Consider the following 17,040-nt stretch of genomic DNA (forward strand, 5'->3'; position numbering starts at 1 on the left):
AGCATAGTCAAAAACTATAAATAAGATAGCGTATGAAACCGAGAATTTCAGTGCTGACACTGGGAGTCACTGACTTGGAAAAATCAGTTAAGTTTTATCAAGATGGGCTCGGACTTTCAACCGACGGAATTGTCGGAAAGGAATTTGAATATGGTGCCGTTGCATTCTTCGACTTACAAAGTGGTTTAAGATTGGCACTTTGGCCCAGAAAAAGCATAGCGAATGACACAAAGCTTCCACTCGAAAACTTTTCTTCATTAGAATTCACCATTGGACATAATGTCCAGGACAAGAATGAAGTTGATAAAGTGATGTCACTTGCTGAAAAAGCAGGAGCGAAAATAATCAAACCTGCGTCAGAAACTTTTTGGGGTGGATATGCCGGTTACTTTCAAGATCCAGATGGACACTTATGGGAGATAGTCTACAATCCTGAATTCCTACCCGAAGATTGATAAAAAAACAGAATAAGCGTCATCAAACCGCTTTTCAACCCCAGTCCCATGCCTACAGACAAGCTCCTTCAACAGATCAATTTCATCAAAGAGATAGACAAGGTCAAGTACATCCAGCGGAAGACCAAACTCTTTAACAGCGACCGGAACGAAAACGACGCGGAGCACAGCTGGCACCTGGCCATGATGACAATCGTCTTGGCGGAGCACGCCGACGCGCCGATTGATGTCTTGAAAGTGCTCAAGATGGTGCTGATACACGACATCGTGGAGATCGACGCAGGCGACACCTTCATCTACGACACTGCAAAAAAACACTCCAACACAGACGAAGAACGGTTGGCTGCCAACCGGATCTTTGGAATGCTTCCCAAGGAACAGGCCGACAAATTCATTGCGGTGTGGGAAGAGTTTGAGAACGGCGAAACCAACGAAGCCAAATTTGCCAGATCCATGGACCGACTGGAACCCCTACTTCAAAACACTTCAAATAAAGGCGGGACTTGGGCAGAATTTGGAGTGAACTACACGAAAGTCTACGAAAAAAAGAAAGTGATAAAAGACGGTTCGAGCTCAATCTGGGACTATGCAGAGAATCTGATCAACGAGAGCGTCGAAAAAGGAATCTTGAAAAAATAAAACGAATACCGGCAAGAGTCCCCTTCCTAACGGACATTTAAAAATCAAAAAGAGGAGTCGGCGTTTTTAGCAAAGGAAATTGAAACCGAAACCCAAAACTAAAACACCATGAACGCAAAAGCGATATGGGCAAACCTAACCGTGGAAGATCTGGCTCGGACCACCAAGTTTTACACCGAACTGGGCTTCAAATCCAACGGAGCATCTAAGGACTTGACCAGTTTCTTCTTCGGCGAGAATAATTTTGTGATCCATTTCTTCTTGAAAGACGTGCTGCAGTCCAACGTCAAAGGAGAGATATCCGACCTAAGCAAGGGAAATGAGATCATCTTCACCCTGTCGGCTGACAGCAAAGAGGAAGTGGACGACTGGGAGAAAGAGGTGAAAAAAGCAGGCGGAACGATTGTTTCAGAAGCCGAAGAATTTGGTCCGGGATACTATGGCTTTGTCTTCAAGGACCCTGACGGTCATAAGTTCAACGTCTTTTACATGTAACAGCACCGATCGGAACAAAATGCAAATGCGCTCGGTTGAAGTTCTGTCAGAATAAAAAACGCTATGTCAATCACCACAGAATCAGAATTGCTTGGGATGAAGAAAGTAAGTGACGCCGTCGCTTACACGCTCCGGGAGATGAAAAACTATGCGCGACCGGGTATCTCCACCAAAGAATTGGACGAGTACGGCGCAGGTATCTTAAAAGATTTTGGCGCAAAGTCCGCGCCCTATGAGACGTACAAGTTTCCGGGCTGGACTTGCATCAGTGTTGGAAATGAGTTTTGCCACGGCATTCCCTCTGCGAAGCGAATTTTGAAAGACGGCGATTTGATCAACATCGACGTGTCGGCAGAACTGGACGGCTTTTGGTCAGACAATGGCGCATCCTTCGTCATCGGCGAAGACAGAAACGGACACCAAAAACTGGTAGACGCTTCGAAGGCAATTCTTCAGAAAGCAATCAGCAACATACGTGGCGGCGTGAGGATCTCGGAGGTAGGGCATCTGATGGAAACCGAAGCCAAAAGAAGGGGATTCAAAGTGATTGAAAACCTCACCGGACACGGCGTCGGCAGAAGTCTGCACGAGGAGCCATCCGAAATCGCAAACTTCCGGGACAAATACAATCTGACCCGTTTCAGGAAAAACTCGGTAGTCGCGATTGAGACGTTTATCTCGACCAGTTCAACCTACGCAGTCACCCTCAATGATGGCTGGACCATGGTCGGCGATCGCGGCGGGTACATGGCGCAGCACGAGCATACACTTGTAGTCACTGACGGCAAGCCTATTATCCTGACGGAAAAGAATCAGATCTTGGATTGAGAAACACACTTACGGACACCTTTTTTTATTGTCTGTTTTTTCAAATCCAATTCACTGATAAGACAATACGTTCGACATTTCTTCTTCGGCGTTCGACAGGCAGCGTTTGATATCAATCAGCTTTCCCAGTCCTAAAGCACAGGACACGGCCTTGCGATTCGGCACGTATCTTAGAGGAAACCCTAATCCGTATTTCTATCCTTTTCCTGCCAGCTATGCGTTGTCTTTTGATCGTGTTTTTACTTTTTCCCCTTTTTCTACAGGCCCAACAATCCGCAAAACCCCGCATCCTGATCAGCACAGATATCGGCGGCACCGATCCCGACGACAACCAAAGCATGGCCCATCTGCTGATGTACACGGATAGGTTCGATATTGAGGGACTGGTTTCTTCCCCGTCATACGGAAGCGGTAGTACGGCAGAGATCTTTCGCATGATTGATCTCTACGAAAAAGACCTCCCAAAGCTGGAAAAACACCGATCCGGCTTTGCCAGTCCAACGTATCTCCGCAGTGTGACCAAGCAGGGACGAAAAGGCGCAGCGCCGTTTGCAGGAGTCACTTCCTCCACGGAAGGCTCCGACTGGATCATTCAGACTGCGAAAAAAGAAGACGGGAGACCGCTCTGGGTCCTGGTCTGGGGAGGCCTCGAAGACGTCGCTCAGGCGCTACATAACGCCCCGGAGATTCAGAAAGATATCCGTGTCTACTGGATCGGCGGTCCCAACAAAAAGTGGAGTGCCAATGCCTACGTCTACATTGCCGCCAACTTCCCAGACCTCTGGATGATCGAGGTCAACTCCTCGTATTATGGCTTTTTCTCTGACAATCAGGCGCCCGATGTGATCCAAACCACCGATTACTATCGCCAATACATACAAGGTGCTGGCCATCTGGGGGCGGATTTCAAGAAATACTACGACGGGGAAATCAAGATGGGAGACACCCCGTCCCTGCTCTACCTGATGCACGGCGATCCCGCGGATCCCGAGGGCGAAAGCTGGGGAGGAAGCTTTGAACCGATCCGGAGAAGTGCACGGGTAGTCTATGACCGACCCACGACGACTGTCGACACGGTGGCCTTCTGTACGACGGCGGAGTTTCGCTTCCAGGGCCCGAAGATCAACGTACCGGCAGATTCTGCAGTCTTTTGGATGGAGGTACCTTATGGAAATTCCAAGCAAACCTGGCCCGGCTACTATCTGGGAAAGGGAGTCTACGCACTTCAGTACGCTCCCAAGCAAGCTGAGACGCTCACTTTTCACTTCACTTCCTCTGTTCCCGGATTTCCGGAGTCAGACGGGCAACTGGTAGTATCCAATCTTTGGCCGGGAAAAGCCAACCCGAATGATTACCTGCTCGGAGAAAACTGGTACAGCGATCGCAGCGACCCGGCGCTCTTTGACGGCAAACTGCAGGGCGGCAAGACCATCCAGAGATGGCGAAATGAAGTCCTCCTCGACTGGGCCGAGCGATGGAAATGGCTGAGGGAATGAGGATGTTCGCGGGGATTATCTTTTACAGTATTTGCAAAGAACAGTTGGGGAATGGTCACTGTAATTCCCTTGTATTTTATCTACAAGCTGGTTAATGACCCGAAAAACAAAAGAAGTAAAGACTTGGAAGAACTTATAAAAGAACGAAACTTGGAATAGTCAAGAATCGAATGTTAATCTTAGACCTTTTGAAATCCCATCTCACAGTACCTACATTACTCCTGCTTGAACCCATTGTAATATGAAGATTGCCATTGTGGATGAGATACAGCTTGAGAAGATTCCCAGTGGATCAGGAATTATAAAGTCGGGTGAGGTTTACTACGTGGTTGGGGATGACTCTCCCTTCTTATACTCCCTCAATAGCGAATTCAAAACCATTTCCAAAACGCCCCTTCTGGAACCTGTTGATTTTTCAGAGAGAATACTTAAATCTGAAAAACCGGACTTTGAAGCGCTGGAATTGATTGACAAGAATGAGATCGTTGTCTTTGGATCGGGTTCTAAGTCACCTCAACGGAATATTTTTTTACGAATCTTACTGGAAGACTCTTTGAAAATCGAGAAGTACGATATCTCAGATTTTTACAAAAAGCTAATCCAATTGCCCATATTCGAGGATTCTGAGTTAAACATTGAGGCAACAGCTTTTCGTAACAACCAATTATTCCTTTTTAATCGTAAGCCAAATCTGATTATACGATTTGAATACAAAGATTTCTTAGCATACCTGAGCGATGGGATTGATTTTCCCCGACCGGAAATCAGGCAATTTTCCCTGCCAAATATCAACGGGATTGAAGCGGGTTTTTCGGGTGCCACGGCTTTGACAGACGAGCCAAAAATCATTTTCACCGCTTCCGTGGAAGACACTGACAACGCCTATGATGATGGCGAAATCTTAGGGAGTTTAATTGGTATCATAGACATCTCAAATAATACCATCAGTAAATCTTTTGAGTATTGTCACGTTCCCAATACAGAAACAAATTTGAAAGTAGAATCCGTAACCGTTGAAAAAGAAGTTTCATCCGGGGAAACAAAAGTTGTTCTTGTTACAGATGATGATAAAGGCAACTCAAGACTTTTAACCGGTTTACTTCAATGGTAAAAATTAAACATAAATCTTGAACGAAGCCATCCATAGCGATCCGGCGGTCTTTGACGGCAGACTGCAAGGCGGCAAGACCATCCAAAGATGGCGAAATGAATTCCTCCTCGACTGGGCTGAGCGATGGAAATGGCTGAGAGAATAGCAGACCGAATCCCATTCTTGCCTATTTTTGGATCAACGTGCAGCTGCTCTATTTCCAAAAAGTCCTCCAATGCCTCACTCGCTCCTCGACCATATTCGCAAGTTCATTTCGCTGACACCCGAACTCGAAGCACAAATCCCTGAGTATTTCGAGCGCTTGGAAGTCGGCAAAAAAGAGGTTCTACTTCCGGCAAATACGATCTGCAATCGCCTGTTTTTTGTGGAAAAAGGCTGCGTCCATGCCTTTTTTACGGATCGGCAAGGCGTCGAAAAGTCCGTCCAATTCGCGCTGGAAAACTGGTGGATCAGCGACTACCAGGCTTTTTACAAAAAGAAAATGACAGACTCGACTATCCAGGCCGTCGAGGATTCGGTGGTTTGGAGCATCTCCAAAGAGCGGTATGATGCCCTGCTTGTGGAACACCCGGCTACGGAATCCTACTTTCGCAAGATGTATGAGATCGGCTACGGCGCGGTCATAACCCGCATCAAGTATCTTTTCACCTACTCCAAGGAAGAGGTTTTCTACAACTTCAGCGAACAGTTCCCCTACTTCGTGCAGCGCGTGCCCCAGTACATCTTGGCCACCTACCTCGGCCTGACACCGGAGTATCTCAGCAAACTGCGAGCGAAGAGACGATCTTAATCCAGTTCAAGTTTTTTGGGAAAAGGGTGAAATACCTTTGGTGTATCATAAATCAAAAACACCAAATACCATGGAAACTAGACTGCAAATCGATCAAGTGGAACCAAAAGGCTTCCAGTCACTTTTCCCAATCGAGAAGTATCTCCAGCAATCGGAACTCACATCCATCCACAAGGAGCTGATCAAGATCCGTGCTTCCCAGATCAATAAATGTGCGTTTTGCATCGACATGCATACCAAGGATGCCTTAGCACAGGGAGAAAATCTTCAGCGGATTCTGCTACTCAACGCCTGGGAGGAGACGGAGCTGTTCACCCCGGAGGAAAAAATCCTGCTCAAGGTCACTGCAGAAATCACCCTGATCAGCGAAAAGGGACTGAGCGACGCCACCTACAAAAAAGCTGTTCAGCTGCTGGGCGAAAACTACCTCGCCCAAGCGATCATGGCCATCATTGCGATCAACGCCTGGAACAGACTGTCGGTAAGTACTCTTAAGCCGATTCCGGCATAACTCAAAAACGTTTAGCTTAAAAATAGGCTGGATTTCCGGGGGAGATTCAGCCTATTCCTGTTTACAGAAGATCTTTTGGCTATTTTCAATCTTTCAATCCTCTCACCATGAATCAACATCTCGTCAAACTTTTCCTCAGGCTGGCCTTGGCACTTGGCTTTCTTTCTGCCGTGGCAGACCGTTTTGGACTTTATCCTGCAGACATCTCCGTCTGGGGGACCTGGCAAAGCTTTGTCGACTATACCGGCCTGATCAACCCCTGGCTGCCCGCGTCCCTGGTCTCGCCGGCGGCAATCGCTGCAACAGTGGCCGAAGTAGTGTTTGGACTTGCTTTGCTGATCGGCTTCAAGACCGAGCTTTTCGCCAAGCTGAGCGGGATTTTGTTGTTAGTGTTTGCCTTGGCGATGACTTTTTCTTTGAGTGCCAAAGCTCCTTTGGACTATTCGGTGTACGCCGCAGCTGCAGCGGCCTTTGCGCTGGGCACCCTGAATAAAAAATACCTGGAAGTGGACAGTTTGATTGGCGGCCCGGCGAAACGCTAATCCTCCGGTCGCAAAGCTTGCCTCCAAAACAGGGAAGACAAAACAATTCCAGCAGCAAAAGAGCGGCCTGTCCTCCACTTACTTTTGCTCAAAGATCGAACTCGGCACTTTGCCAATCCAAGACTTTGGAAGATCCTGGCAGCCGAAGATTTCGGCAATCACTGCGGCAGTATTGGCATTGCTGTTAGGCTCTTTGAGTCCTTGGTTTTTGTCTATTCCAGGCCCGGTGATTCCCCAAGGCACCTCCATCTCTTCGATGCTGAGTCCACCGTGTCCTGAGGCTGGGTTCCCGCCATGATCGCTGATCAGCAGGAAGTTGGTGTCCTCATAGTGGCCAGAAGCCTTCAGCTTTTCGATGAAGTTGCCGATTTCCAAATCCGCATCTTCTGTCGCCTTAATGTACTCCGGGGACATCCAATTATGCCCGTGCCCTGCATGGTCCACATGGACCGTGTAGAGAAAAACCAAGGTTGGATCATCCTGATTTTCAACAATAAAGTCATAGGCTTTGCTGTAATTTTGCAGATACCCGTCATTCTGCTCAAAACCAATTTCATCGAAATAGGCTTTGTTAAAGGAATTGATCAGTTCGGCCCAATTGTAGTAAAAAGCGGTTTTTACACCGGGAACTTGCTCTTTTACAATCTTGAAGATTGAGGGATAGTAGCCTGCTTCATCCACTTCAATCGGAGGAAATTTCTGATTGTCGATCCTCCACTCATTGCTCGTGACACCATGCTGCTCCGGGCCACCGGAAGTCAGATGACTGGTCCAGTTGGGCATGGTCACAGAGGGCATCACTGTCCGCGTATTCATCGAGAGAATGCCGTCCTTCATGAGTTTGTCCAGGTTGGGATGCTTGGCGGTTTTATAACCGTCGACGCTTAATCCGTCTATTCCGATGATTACTACTCTTCTCGGCTTGGCGGGCTGCCGGTAGCCGGACAGTCCCACAAGGATGAGACAAATGAAAAATAAGGAACTGAGGTTTCTCATACAGGTTTTGAAATTCGGAGATATGAAAGAGTTTACTTTTTGGTGGACGCCTAAATATTTAACAAGCTAGTTATAATGATAGCCCTCACTTACAAAAAAACCAAACCGTCCGAATAGTTTTGCCGCGGTTGACTGGCTGGGAAAAGTCGAAATTCTCGATATTACGGGAGTAAATCAATCTTTATAATTGTCCACAAAGAAATCTTATTTATCCCAAAAGAAGAAGAGCTAGAGATGACTAACACGCACATCAAATGAGATCAATCTTACCAGTCATCGTGGTTGCCCAATTTCTCTGCACGTCACTTTGGTTTGCCGGCAATTCGGTCATCGGAGACTTGGTCAGGGACTTCGATCTTGCCCCGATTTTCCTGACGCATCTGACCAGCGCGATTCAGTTTGGATTTATCGCCGGAACCTTGGTGTTCGCCATCTTCACCGTTTCAGACCGCTTTTCTCCATCCCTTGTATTTTTCATCAGTTCGCTTTTGGCAGGACTTTTCAACCTCGGCATCACGCTCTCAGGGGTCGAGGTTGGAGAGATACTTCTGTTTCGGTTCTTGACTGGCTTTTTCCTTGCGGGAATCTATCCCGTCGGGATGAAGATCGCTTCCGACCACTATCAAGCCGGGCTGGGGAAGTCATTGGGTTTCCTAGTTGGCGCCCTAGTCTTGGGCACGGCATTCCCGCATTTGTTGAAAGATCTCACGCTGGGTTTCCCCTGGAGATACATCCTCTACTTGACCACGATATTGTCGGCTATTGGCGGACTAGCCGTCATGATATTTGTTCCTGACGGACCATTCAGAAAGCGGGGGCAGAAGCCAAAATTCACTGCGTTTTTACAGGGATTTAAGCAGCGGGATTTTCGCGCCGCCGCATTTGGATACTTTGGACACATGTGGGAGCTGTACACCTTTTGGGCTTTTGTACCGATCATGCTTCTCGCCTACAATAGCCGCTACCCCGCCGCCCAGCTCAATGTTCCGTTGCTTTCCTTCCTGATCATCGGATCCGGGGGGATCGCCTGCGTCGTGAGCGGGCTCATCTCTCAGCGATTTGGGGCAAAGAAAACAGCCACCGGCTCCCTGCTTCTCTCGTGTGTTTGCTGCCTTATGTCTCCGCTGTTTTTATTTGCGGATTCAGCTTTTGTGCTATTGGCATTTCTGTTTGTTTGGGGGACCACGGTAGTTGCTGATTCGCCGTTATTTTCGACTTTGGTCGCCAAGAATGCGCCGGAAGAATCGAGAGGCACCGCACTCACCATCGTCAACTGCATCGGGTTTGCCATTACCATCGTCAGCATCCAGTTCCTTGGATTCTTTTCCGACAAGATCAATCCACAGTACATTTATTTACTGCTTGCCATCGGGCCAGTATTGGGGCTTTATGCCCTACTTCGCAAAAAAACACTTGCACACAAACCCTAACTCCCCGATACTCGCAGACAACCAAAATTCAAAACCCATGACCAATCCCAAGGCTGACTTTTACTTTTCCACCAACGAACGATGGGAAAAAGAAATCATCCAATTGCGAAGAATCGTGCTCGACTCTGGACTCGTCGAGGAGCTCAAGTGGGGATGCCCTTGCTACACGTTTCACTCTGCCAACGTCGTCCTGATCCACGTCTTTAAGGAATACTGCGCCTTGCTCTTTTTCAAAGGGGCATTGATCCAAGACACGCACGGCATCCTCATCCAGCAGACCGAGAATGTGCAGGCTGCCCGTCAGATCCGCTTTCAGGAGCTGAAGGAAATCCTGGAACAGGAAGCTTGGATCAAAGCTCATATCTACGAGGCTATCGAGGTCGAAAAAGCGGGTTTGAAAGTCGAACTCAAGAAAATGGAGGAGTACGCGGTGCCGGAGGAATTTCAGGAGAAACTGGACTCAGATCAGGCCTTACGCGTGGCTTTTGAAAGTCTGACACCGGGTAGGCAACGGGCGTATCTGTTTCACTTTTCCCAGCCGAAGCAATCCACAACCCGCGAATCCCGCATCGAAAAGTGCGTTCCTGCGATCTTGGAAGGCAGGGGTCTGAAGGATTAACTCCAACCTGATTGCGCCGAATCCGTAGATTGGATTCTCTCATCTATTTAACCCACACTGACTATGCCCCTCAAAATCATCCTTACCGGCGCGACAGGAATGGTCGGCGAAGGCGTTCTCTTAGAGCTCCTACAAAACGACCAAGTCTCCGAAGTGCTTAGCATTAGCCGAAAGCCCTACGCCATTTCCCACCCCAAATACTCGGAGCTGTTGGTTGCGGACTTCATGCAGATTGATTCCCATCGGGAAAAACTCACCGGGTTTGACGCCTGCTTCTATTGCGCGGGGGTGAGCTCAGTTGGGACGAGCGAGGCGGACTATACGCATATCACGCAGACGACCACCTTGCATTTTGCGAGGCTACTGGCGGAACTCAATCCAGCGATGGTCTTTGACTTTGTCACCGGAACACTGACCGACAGCAGCGAAAAAGGGCGCTCGATGTGGGCAAGAGTAAAGGGAAAGACTGAAAACGAACTCATGAAACTGCCTTTCCGCGGTCAGTATAACTTCCGTCCGGGTTTTATGAAACCCTTTCCAGGACAAAAGAACGTCAAGGCGCTCTTTAAACCTTTGATCGCAATCCTACCCTACTTGATTCCCCGAAAGACACTCACCCTGCAGGAAGTCGGCCGGGCGATGATCAAGACGGTGACGGAAGGCTATTCCAAGCAGGTGCTGGAGATTGGGGATATTAAGAGACTGGGAAGGTAAAATCAATCTGGCTTGTCAAAAATTTCGCCAGCTCACTATCTTTTCCAATCTTAAAGAAATCCTATGAAGATCGACCGCAAATTCAACGAGCTCAGCAAAGCTGAATATTTCCACTTTACTGACCGCCACGGGGATTATTCTGATTTCAATACGCTGGGCCTCTATCGCTCAATCTGCGAAAACGAAAATCTGGACTTGGCGGACCGACTGGAAGTCCGCGACTACGCCAACCAAACTTTTGCCAAGACTTTCGATTTTCTGCAGCTAAAGGACCCCCGAACCTATTTTGAACTGATTACTTTGGGTGAGGAACTGACGGTCGCGGACGAATGGCAGCTTTGGGTCGACATCCGAAAAAACCAAGAACGTATCCTTTCCGACAAAAAGATCAAACACCGCAACTTCGGAAGTCATTCCAAACACAACTGCGGACATCCGGGCTGTCCGTTTGACGGGATGATGATCCGGCAGGACTCATGGTTGACACAGCGCCACATGTTCTTCGACTCCGATCGCGACAAGATGTCGGTCAAAGCCAAATCGGAGCGCCTCAAGAGGGAGCGAAAAACGCGGAATTGGCTGAAAGATGGAGAATAGTAACCACTTCGATACGACTGGAACTTCACGGACAGCGTTGCAAAAATCAGAATCCCATTTTAGACAATGACCCAAAACCTTTCTCCCATCCTGCAAGCGGCAGACCTTCCAGCGCTGATTCAATCTGAAAAAATCATACTGATTGATGCCACAAACTCGAAAAATGCCAAGGAAAATTATGCGAAGAGACATCTGAAAGGAACCCTGTTTGTGGATCTCAACACGCAGCTGGCCGATATCAAGTCCGATTTGTCAGAAGGTGGGCGGCATCCTTTGCCCACCCTCGACAACTTCTCTAAGACACTTGCCGAGCTTGGCATCTCGCCCGCCAGTCATGTCGTGATCTATGATGAAACCAACGGCTCCAATGCCGCCGCGAGATTTTGGTGGATGCTGAAGGCCGTCGGACACGAAAAAGCGCAGGTCTTGGACGGTGGATTGGAGGAAGCTGAGCGGCACGGATTTCCTGTAACTGAAGGAATCGAAACAGCAGCTAAAACAGAACTTTATCCCATTGAAAGATGGATTCTCCCTATCGCCGACCTTGCCGAGGTCGAAGCGGTCTCCACCAATCCCAGTCATCTCGTGATTGATGTCAGAGACCACGATCGATACCTCGGAAAAACAGAACCCATCGACCTCGTCGCCGGACATATTCCCGGCGCGGTTAACGTGCCTTATTCCGAAAACCTTGATGAACAGGGCTTTCTCCTTTCTCCGGAGGAGTTGCAAACAAAATATCAGGGCATATTTGACGGCAAGGATTCTGAAAACATCATCGTCCACTGCGGATCGGGAGTGACTGCATGCCATACGCTGTTGGCGATTGCCTCAGCAGGGCTTGAGATTCCCAAGCTTTATGTCGGTTCCTGGAGCGAATGGTCCAGAAATGACATGCCGATGGCGACAGGTTGAAAAAACCGCGGGCCCTCTTACCATTTGCAAAAAGTCCAAAAGCAATAAAAGATGAATAACAACCAGGTAGTCATTGAGCGCTTACTGAACGCTCCCGTAGATTTCGTTTGGCAGATCTGGACCATGCCGGAGTTTATACAGCAATGGTTTGGCTCCGATCCCAAGGGCACAGTGCTTTCCGTCGATATGGATCTGACACTTGGAGGTCACTACCGAATTGCATTTCAGGATTCCGATGGTACTACGCATGCGGCCTTTGGGAAATATCTGGAAATCACTAAAGAATCAAGACTCCACTGTACTTGGGAATGGGAAAGTGAACCAGGGCACGTCACAGAATTATCGGTCGAATTCACGCCTGAAGGAGAAAAAACACGACTAACGCTCACCCATGCCAACCTCAATCCATCCTCACTTCATGGATACCAAGACGGATGGAATGCTACGGTCGATAAGATCGTGGAAAAGATCATCAAGAAATAACCGCTCGATCTTGAAAAGACGGAGACCTTTCATCTTTGCTGCGAAACAGGAAAGACAGATAAACGATCTACAAAACCAGCCAAGTGCGAATGAAACCCTGTCGGCAGTCGGCAAAAAAAGCCCGCATAGGGCGGCCTTCTGAATCAAAAAAACGAATTTGCAGTAAAATCCCCTTTTGAAATGAAACTGTTCCAAGCAATCAAAGAGCATCCAGAGACGATCACTTTCCCCGAAGTCATCGCCTATATCGACGAACACTACGAGTTTACCCCCACGCGCTTTACCAACGGAATCATCGTCAACGAAGCGGGGCAAAACAACGGCAGCTGCAAGATTTTTTCCTTTGCGAAGCTAAACTTACTCACCGCCCAGCAGACCCTGGCGCTGTTCGGTGACTACTATCGGGTCGACGTACTGGGCAATCCAGATGGCACTGATCATCAGAACATCCGGAGCTTTATGCTCAAAGGCTGGGAGGGAATCCACTTTGACGGCGACGCGCTGAAGGCCAAATGATTCCCGTTGTCCTGCTTCTCCCCCGATTGATATCGGGGCAGGACCATTCGTCCCCTGAATGCTGCTTCAGGAGAAGCATAGCATATTGAAAGCAAACGCTTATTATCCCAAACATTTTTCGCAATTTTCATAGGCCTCCGGTATTTTCATCGGAGTTTTTAGCAAAGGTCTATGTCTAGGTTATTCTCCATCAACAATCCCAAGGCGATCTGCCTAACCTATCTGGTGGTCGGAGTCGCATGGATTTTTTTCAGCGACCAAGCGGCGGGATACATCTTCACGGACAACATCCGGGGAATGTCGCGATTTCAACTTTACAAGGGCTTTTTCTATGTTATCGTCACGTGTCTGATGCTTTACTTTCTTATCAGAAAACTGGCAGACAACCTCACCCGACGCAAGCTCGAGCTAGAGTTGGTCTTTTCCAACCCAAATCTGGGCATACTAAAATTCGATGCCGAAGGCATCTTTACCCAGGTGAGCAGTAATGTCCTCACCATGACAGGATACTCCGCCGACGAAATGATCGGGAAAATGATCAACCACTACACTCCCGAACACCGGCGACCACAAGATGACATTGCATTGGAGACCATAGCCAAAGCCACCAAACTGGGCGATTTTGTGTTCAATAAACATGTCCGGACAAAGAGCGGTGAGGAGATCATCGTCCGGGGCTATGGAATGAGGATAAAGGCCAGTAATAACGAGGGCTCGGGATATATCGTCGCCTTCCAAAACATCACCGAAGAGATTCGATACTTGACAGCACTGGAAGCCTACAACGCACAACTGAAGGAGCTAGCTTCCGAACAATCTCATCTCGTACGGGCTCCGCTTGCCCGCATCATGGCAATCAGCAGCCTGCTGCAAGACCCAGAAAATCTGAATCCAAAGGAAAAACTCGACTTAATCCAAAACTTGGAAGTGTCGGCCGACGAGCTCGACCACGCTTTGAGAGATATTTCCCAAAAGATGAACACCAACCCCGCCTAACAACATCTACACATTCAAGTCCCTTTCTACCCTGTGAAAAAAATCACCCCCATCCTGTTACTAGTCCTTGCTTTGACAGCCTGCTCTCCTATGCCCTCTGAAAAAAGTCCCGATGTCAAAATTCCACTGATCGGCACCTGGAAACTGATCTCGGGAACCACGATTCGAGGTGCCGACACCATCGTCGTCGACTATACGGTCAACCAAAGCTTCATCAAGATCTTCAACGACACCCACTTCAGCTTTTTCCGTCATGACTTGAGTAAAGGCCAGGATTCAACAGCTGTGTTTGCGGCGGGAGCAGGCACTTATACGCTGAAGGGGAACGCCTACACCGAGCAGCTGGAGTACTTTACCCTCCGGGAATGGGAAGGGAACCAGTTTGAATTTACGGTGTCGATCTCGCAGGACACGCTGATTCAGACCGGTGTCGAGAAGATACCAGAACTCGGAGTGGATCAGATGATTATCGAAAAGTACGTCAAAGTGAAATAAAGGCTCGCCCGGAAAGGTTCGGGAGAATGTTAAAACATTCTGTTTAGTTGTGGTTCTCGTTGAAATTTAGTTTTTTAGAAATGATTTTGATAATCATGCAATTGACACCATTACTTTTCAACCCTAAATTTTTCAAATGAAACCCATCCTAACTCAACTCGCGCTCAGCGCAATGGCTATCGGCCTATTTTCCTGCGGAGAAAACAAAGAAAGCAGTTCCGCTCCCAAGACCTTTTCCCTGGAGATCACCGACTCAATTCAGGTAGATTTCCTCGGGGACATGATGCTTATGGACTATGATCCCAAAGCGGACAAATACCTGCTCTCTACGGACGTCTACTACGAATATTTAGAGGTGGATAAGCAAGGAAAGATCCTCAACCATCACAAGTTTAGCGAGGAGGGAGTTGCCCCCGTCAGCCAAGCGATGGGACTGGGCTACTTCAATGGAGACGTCACAGTGTTCAATCCGCCAAAGGGCTACTATCGCTTCCAGGATTCTTCCAAAGTTGGGGAAATCACGATTCCATATCCTTATCAGGTCTTTATGCAGTATCCCAAGCTAGGGGTGTTTGAGTCCGGCAACAAGATCTATTACCCCAAGCCCTGGCCGGAAACACTCGCCGTCAAAATGGAAGAAGGGGAATTCTATCAGGCAATGTATCGGCTTCCGATCATAGAGTCCCAGGATAAGACCACCGGGGACACCTTGGGTGTTCTCAGCTTGCCGGAGACTTCCCCCCTGCTTGGAGATCAGGTTCACGGCTTTCCGGTTCCGGTCTACACGCTGGATGGAAACAAACTGCTGCTCAGTATGTGGCTCGAACCGAGATTGTATGTCTATAACAAAGAAGGCGACCGATTTGTCCATGAAAAGACTGTAGAAGTAAACATCCCTGATTGGATTCCTTATACACCCGTTCCGCTCGACCAAGCCGAACGGTTTTTTGCAGAAAACGGGAAAAAAAGTATCGGGAATCTAAGCAACGTCCTGGTGACAGAAGAGTATTACATCGCCGTGTACAACAAAGGCCTCTCAGAGGCGCAGATAACCGAACTCGGCGATCCGAAAGACGGTGGACTGAGCAAAAGAAGAATGAACCCGCACTATGCAGCTATCTTCGACAAGGATTTCAATCAATTGGCAAGCAATATCCCGTTTCCCATTGCCAGCAATTACAACATCGTCGTCAACAAAGCGGATGAAATCGTGGTATCCAAAGTGGCGGGCTTGTCAGAAACCGAAGATGATGGCATTATCCTGTATAAGTTGAAGTTGAAAGTGGATTGAGCCGCGGCCCGGTCATCGACCTACTGTCCCAGCCGACGTTCGCTTACTCCGACGTCGGCTGGATCGTGGTCGAATCCGCATAGGTTCGATCCAGCCAGTCCACGACCATCATCCAACTTTCCCGTGGAATGACGGCATGGGTCGTGTTGGGCATGACGACAAACTCCTTTTTGTCACCCGGCACCAGATCGTAAAACTCCCGGACTTTGTCCACGGCAAACAGTTCGTCGCCGTCTCCAATTCCGACCAAAACGGGGATATTCAGATCCGTCGGCAGCACCAGCGTCTTCACATCCAGCATCATCAAAAACCTCGGAGCATATCTCAGGTTGAACAGACTGTCCTGGGTCACGGTCATCCCCTCCCGGTAGTATTCATAGGACTGATGGGATGGCCGAAAAACCGCACTGGCAAAGAATGTCGCCTTATCTAACAGGGAAGGCTCTTTCGAGACTCCCTTCTTTCCTTCATACGCTCCTGAGAGCAGCACCAATCCCGCCAACTCGGACGGCACGACCCGTGCCACACAGATTGCCGACGCTACTCCCAGGCTGTGTCCCATGACCACCACTTCCGGGAAGCCAAGCCCCTTGATGTATCGCACCGCCTCGGCCATATCCTCGATCCATCGCTCAGTGCCCGGAGTATCGCCGCGATTGCCGCTCGACAGGCCATGTCCTCGGTAGTCCAAGCCAAATGTGGTATATCCGCTTTCGGAGAAAGGCTGCCCTGCCATGTCATATGCACCGCTGTGGGCAGTGATTCCGTGAAGGATCAACACCGCGACCCCGGCCTTATCGGACTGAATACTGTCAGGATTCCACCTGCGGAGAAACAGCTCCGCGCCATCGGAGGTGGTGATCACATGGTGAGGATCGGTGAATTCATCCCGAAGTACAGTCGCCCGCTCTTCCGAAATCCCCGCGTGGTTCGTCTTGGATTCTACGGGAAAAAAGGCCAAAACCACCGCCGCCACGATGAGCAGCAGGACGAGGTAGAAGAGGATTTTGAACGTTTTTTTCATATGATTATGATTTGCTTTTTAAAGGCCATATAGCCTGTCCCGAACTTGATTCGGGAGAATGCCCCAAATAATCGTCCCCTCGTTAGGAAAGCCTTTC

22 protein-coding genes are annotated in these 17,040 nt (G+C 48.7%); 20 read left to right on the forward strand and 2 right to left on the reverse strand.

Going from position 1 to position 17,040, the window contains the following annotated elements; translation table 11 throughout:
* The first annotated feature begins 32 nt into the window (after positions 1 to 32).
* From G459_RS0106445 to G459_RS0106495, 10 genes are all read left to right on the forward strand, one after another.
* A complete protein-coding gene (locus G459_RS0106445; RefSeq protein WP_026966903.1) occupies positions 33 to 455 on the forward strand; it encodes a VOC family protein in 423 nt (140 codons plus the stop codon).
* Between the two features lie 48 nt (positions 456 to 503).
* Positions 504 to 1,094 (forward strand): HD domain-containing protein, encoded by a 591-nt coding sequence (locus tag G459_RS0106450; RefSeq protein ID WP_026966904.1) that lies wholly within the window; start codon positions 504 to 506, stop codon positions 1,092 to 1,094.
* A gap of 108 nt (positions 1,095 to 1,202) precedes the next feature.
* On the forward strand, positions 1,203 to 1,589 hold the full coding sequence (locus tag G459_RS0106455; protein ID WP_026966905.1) for a VOC family protein: 387 nt from the start codon (positions 1,203 to 1,205) through the stop codon (positions 1,587 to 1,589).
* 63 nt (positions 1,590 to 1,652) lie between these two features.
* A complete protein-coding gene (gene map, locus G459_RS0106460; RefSeq protein ID WP_026966906.1) occupies positions 1,653 to 2,417 on the forward strand; it encodes a type I methionyl aminopeptidase in 765 nt (254 codons plus the stop codon).
* Positions 2,418 to 2,632: 215 nt separating this feature from the next.
* On the forward strand, positions 2,633 to 3,913 hold the full coding sequence (locus G459_RS0106465; protein ID WP_026966907.1) for a nucleoside hydrolase-like domain-containing protein: 1,281 nt from the start codon (positions 2,633 to 2,635) through the stop codon (positions 3,911 to 3,913).
* Positions 3,914 to 4,154: 241 nt separating this feature from the next.
* Complete coding sequence (locus G459_RS0106475; RefSeq protein ID WP_026966908.1) at positions 4,155 to 5,024, forward strand: DUF6929 family protein; 870 nt, start codon at positions 4,155 to 4,157, stop codon at positions 5,022 to 5,024.
* Positions 5,025 to 5,040: 16 nt separating this feature from the next.
* Positions 5,041 to 5,169 (forward strand): hypothetical protein, encoded by a 129-nt coding sequence (locus tag G459_RS30545; protein ID WP_281171885.1) that lies wholly within the window; start codon positions 5,041 to 5,043, stop codon positions 5,167 to 5,169.
* A gap of 69 nt (positions 5,170 to 5,238) precedes the next feature.
* A complete protein-coding gene (locus G459_RS0106485; protein WP_026966909.1) occupies positions 5,239 to 5,814 on the forward strand; it encodes a Crp/Fnr family transcriptional regulator in 576 nt (191 codons plus the stop codon).
* A gap of 70 nt (positions 5,815 to 5,884) precedes the next feature.
* Complete coding sequence (locus tag G459_RS0106490; protein WP_026966910.1) at positions 5,885 to 6,325, forward strand: carboxymuconolactone decarboxylase family protein; 441 nt, start codon at positions 5,885 to 5,887, stop codon at positions 6,323 to 6,325.
* A 107-nt stretch (positions 6,326 to 6,432) separates the two neighbouring features.
* Positions 6,433 to 6,867 (forward strand): DoxX family membrane protein, encoded by a 435-nt coding sequence (locus G459_RS0106495; protein ID WP_026966911.1) that lies wholly within the window; start codon positions 6,433 to 6,435, stop codon positions 6,865 to 6,867.
* A 78-nt stretch (positions 6,868 to 6,945) separates the two neighbouring features.
* Here the strand turns inward: G459_RS0106495 and G459_RS0106500 are convergent, their stop codons facing one another.
* Positions 6,946 to 7,863, reverse strand: a complete 918-nt coding sequence (locus G459_RS0106500; protein WP_026966912.1) for an alkaline phosphatase family protein — start codon at positions 7,861 to 7,863, stop codon at positions 6,946 to 6,948.
* A 254-nt stretch (positions 7,864 to 8,117) separates the two neighbouring features.
* Here G459_RS0106500 and G459_RS0106505 point away from each other — a divergent pair, with 254 nt between their 5' ends.
* From G459_RS0106505 to G459_RS0106550, 10 genes are all read left to right on the forward strand, one after another.
* Positions 8,118 to 9,293 (forward strand): MFS transporter, encoded by a 1,176-nt coding sequence (locus G459_RS0106505; protein WP_026966913.1) that lies wholly within the window; start codon positions 8,118 to 8,120, stop codon positions 9,291 to 9,293.
* A gap of 37 nt (positions 9,294 to 9,330) precedes the next feature.
* Positions 9,331 to 9,912 (forward strand): YdeI/OmpD-associated family protein, encoded by a 582-nt coding sequence (locus G459_RS0106510; protein ID WP_026966914.1) that lies wholly within the window; start codon positions 9,331 to 9,333, stop codon positions 9,910 to 9,912.
* Between the two features lie 63 nt (positions 9,913 to 9,975).
* Complete coding sequence (locus G459_RS0106515; RefSeq protein WP_026966915.1) at positions 9,976 to 10,626, forward strand: NAD-dependent epimerase/dehydratase family protein; 651 nt, start codon at positions 9,976 to 9,978, stop codon at positions 10,624 to 10,626.
* 63 nt (positions 10,627 to 10,689) lie between these two features.
* Positions 10,690 to 11,223 carry a hypothetical protein gene (locus G459_RS0106520; protein WP_026966916.1) on the forward strand — a complete coding sequence of 178 codons (534 nt, stop codon included), beginning with the start codon at positions 10,690 to 10,692 and terminating at the stop codon, positions 11,221 to 11,223.
* Positions 11,224 to 11,289: 66 nt separating this feature from the next.
* On the forward strand, positions 11,290 to 12,138 hold the full coding sequence (locus tag G459_RS0106525; RefSeq protein ID WP_026966917.1) for a sulfurtransferase: 849 nt from the start codon (positions 11,290 to 11,292) through the stop codon (positions 12,136 to 12,138).
* A gap of 51 nt (positions 12,139 to 12,189) precedes the next feature.
* A complete protein-coding gene (locus tag G459_RS0106530) occupies positions 12,190 to 12,621 on the forward strand; it encodes an SRPBCC family protein (RefSeq protein WP_026966918.1) in 432 nt (143 codons plus the stop codon).
* Between the two features lie 180 nt (positions 12,622 to 12,801).
* Entirely contained in the window at positions 12,802 to 13,137 is a 336-nt protein-coding gene (locus G459_RS0106535) for a HopJ type III effector protein (protein ID WP_026966919.1), read from the forward strand.
* A 171-nt stretch (positions 13,138 to 13,308) separates the two neighbouring features.
* The gene (locus G459_RS0106540) at positions 13,309 to 14,133 is read left to right on the forward strand and encodes a PAS domain-containing protein (RefSeq protein ID WP_026966920.1); all 825 of its coding nucleotides are present in this window, start codon (positions 13,309 to 13,311) and stop codon (positions 14,131 to 14,133) included.
* Between the two features lie 33 nt (positions 14,134 to 14,166).
* A complete protein-coding gene (locus G459_RS0106545) occupies positions 14,167 to 14,628 on the forward strand; it encodes a lipoprotein (RefSeq protein WP_026966921.1) in 462 nt (153 codons plus the stop codon).
* A 136-nt stretch (positions 14,629 to 14,764) separates the two neighbouring features.
* Positions 14,765 to 15,919, forward strand: a complete 1,155-nt coding sequence (locus G459_RS0106550; RefSeq protein WP_026966922.1) for a hypothetical protein — start codon at positions 14,765 to 14,767, stop codon at positions 15,917 to 15,919.
* Between the two features lie 43 nt (positions 15,920 to 15,962).
* On the opposite strand, the gene G459_RS0106555 is transcribed toward G459_RS0106550, so the two are convergent.
* Complete coding sequence (locus tag G459_RS0106555) at positions 15,963 to 16,943, reverse strand: alpha/beta hydrolase (protein ID WP_026966923.1); 981 nt, start codon at positions 16,941 to 16,943, stop codon at positions 15,963 to 15,965.
* Positions 16,944 to 17,040: the final 97 nt, after the last annotated feature.

The sequence above is a fragment of the Algoriphagus terrigena DSM 22685 genome, from assembly GCF_000429445.1.
GTDB lineage: Bacteria > Bacteroidota > Bacteroidia > Cytophagales > Cyclobacteriaceae > Algoriphagus > Algoriphagus terrigena.

Coding starts and splice junctions, on each gene's coding strand:
- G459_RS0106555 (WP_026966923.1), bottom strand. CDS start 16,943: ATGAAAAAAACGTTCAAAATCCTCTTCTACCTCGTCCTGCTGCTCATC.
- G459_RS0106520 (WP_026966916.1), top strand. CDS start 10,690: ATGAAGATCGACCGCAAATTCAACGAGCTCAGCAAAGCTGAATATTTC.
- G459_RS0106510 (WP_026966914.1), top strand. CDS start 9,331: ATGACCAATCCCAAGGCTGACTTTTACTTTTCCACCAACGAACGATGG.
- G459_RS0106530 (WP_026966918.1), top strand. CDS start 12,190: ATGAATAACAACCAGGTAGTCATTGAGCGCTTACTGAACGCTCCCGTA.
- G459_RS0106465 (WP_026966907.1), top strand. CDS start 2,633: ATGCGTTGTCTTTTGATCGTGTTTTTACTTTTTCCCCTTTTTCTACAG.
- G459_RS0106450 (WP_026966904.1), top strand. CDS start 504: ATGCCTACAGACAAGCTCCTTCAACAGATCAATTTCATCAAAGAGATA.
- G459_RS0106505 (WP_026966913.1), top strand. CDS start 8,118: ATGAGATCAATCTTACCAGTCATCGTGGTTGCCCAATTTCTCTGCACG.
- G459_RS0106535 (WP_026966919.1), top strand. CDS start 12,802: ATGAAACTGTTCCAAGCAATCAAAGAGCATCCAGAGACGATCACTTTC.
- G459_RS0106490 (WP_026966910.1), top strand. CDS start 5,885: ATGGAAACTAGACTGCAAATCGATCAAGTGGAACCAAAAGGCTTCCAG.
- G459_RS0106550 (WP_026966922.1), top strand. CDS start 14,765: ATGAAACCCATCCTAACTCAACTCGCGCTCAGCGCAATGGCTATCGGC.
- G459_RS0106485 (WP_026966909.1), top strand. CDS start 5,239: ATGCCTCACTCGCTCCTCGACCATATTCGCAAGTTCATTTCGCTGACA.
- G459_RS0106455 (WP_026966905.1), top strand. CDS start 1,203: ATGAACGCAAAAGCGATATGGGCAAACCTAACCGTGGAAGATCTGGCT.
- G459_RS0106540 (WP_026966920.1), top strand. CDS start 13,309: ATGTCTAGGTTATTCTCCATCAACAATCCCAAGGCGATCTGCCTAACC.
- map (WP_026966906.1), top strand. CDS start 1,653: ATGTCAATCACCACAGAATCAGAATTGCTTGGGATGAAGAAAGTAAGT.
- G459_RS0106500 (WP_026966912.1), bottom strand. CDS start 7,863: ATGAGAAACCTCAGTTCCTTATTTTTCATTTGTCTCATCCTTGTGGGA.
- G459_RS0106525 (WP_026966917.1), top strand. CDS start 11,290: ATGACCCAAAACCTTTCTCCCATCCTGCAAGCGGCAGACCTTCCAGCG.
- G459_RS0106495 (WP_026966911.1), top strand. CDS start 6,433: ATGAATCAACATCTCGTCAAACTTTTCCTCAGGCTGGCCTTGGCACTT.
- G459_RS0106515 (WP_026966915.1), top strand. CDS start 9,976: ATGCCCCTCAAAATCATCCTTACCGGCGCGACAGGAATGGTCGGCGAA.
- G459_RS0106445 (WP_026966903.1), top strand. CDS start 33: ATGAAACCGAGAATTTCAGTGCTGACACTGGGAGTCACTGACTTGGAA.
- G459_RS0106475 (WP_026966908.1), top strand. CDS start 4,155: ATGAAGATTGCCATTGTGGATGAGATACAGCTTGAGAAGATTCCCAGT.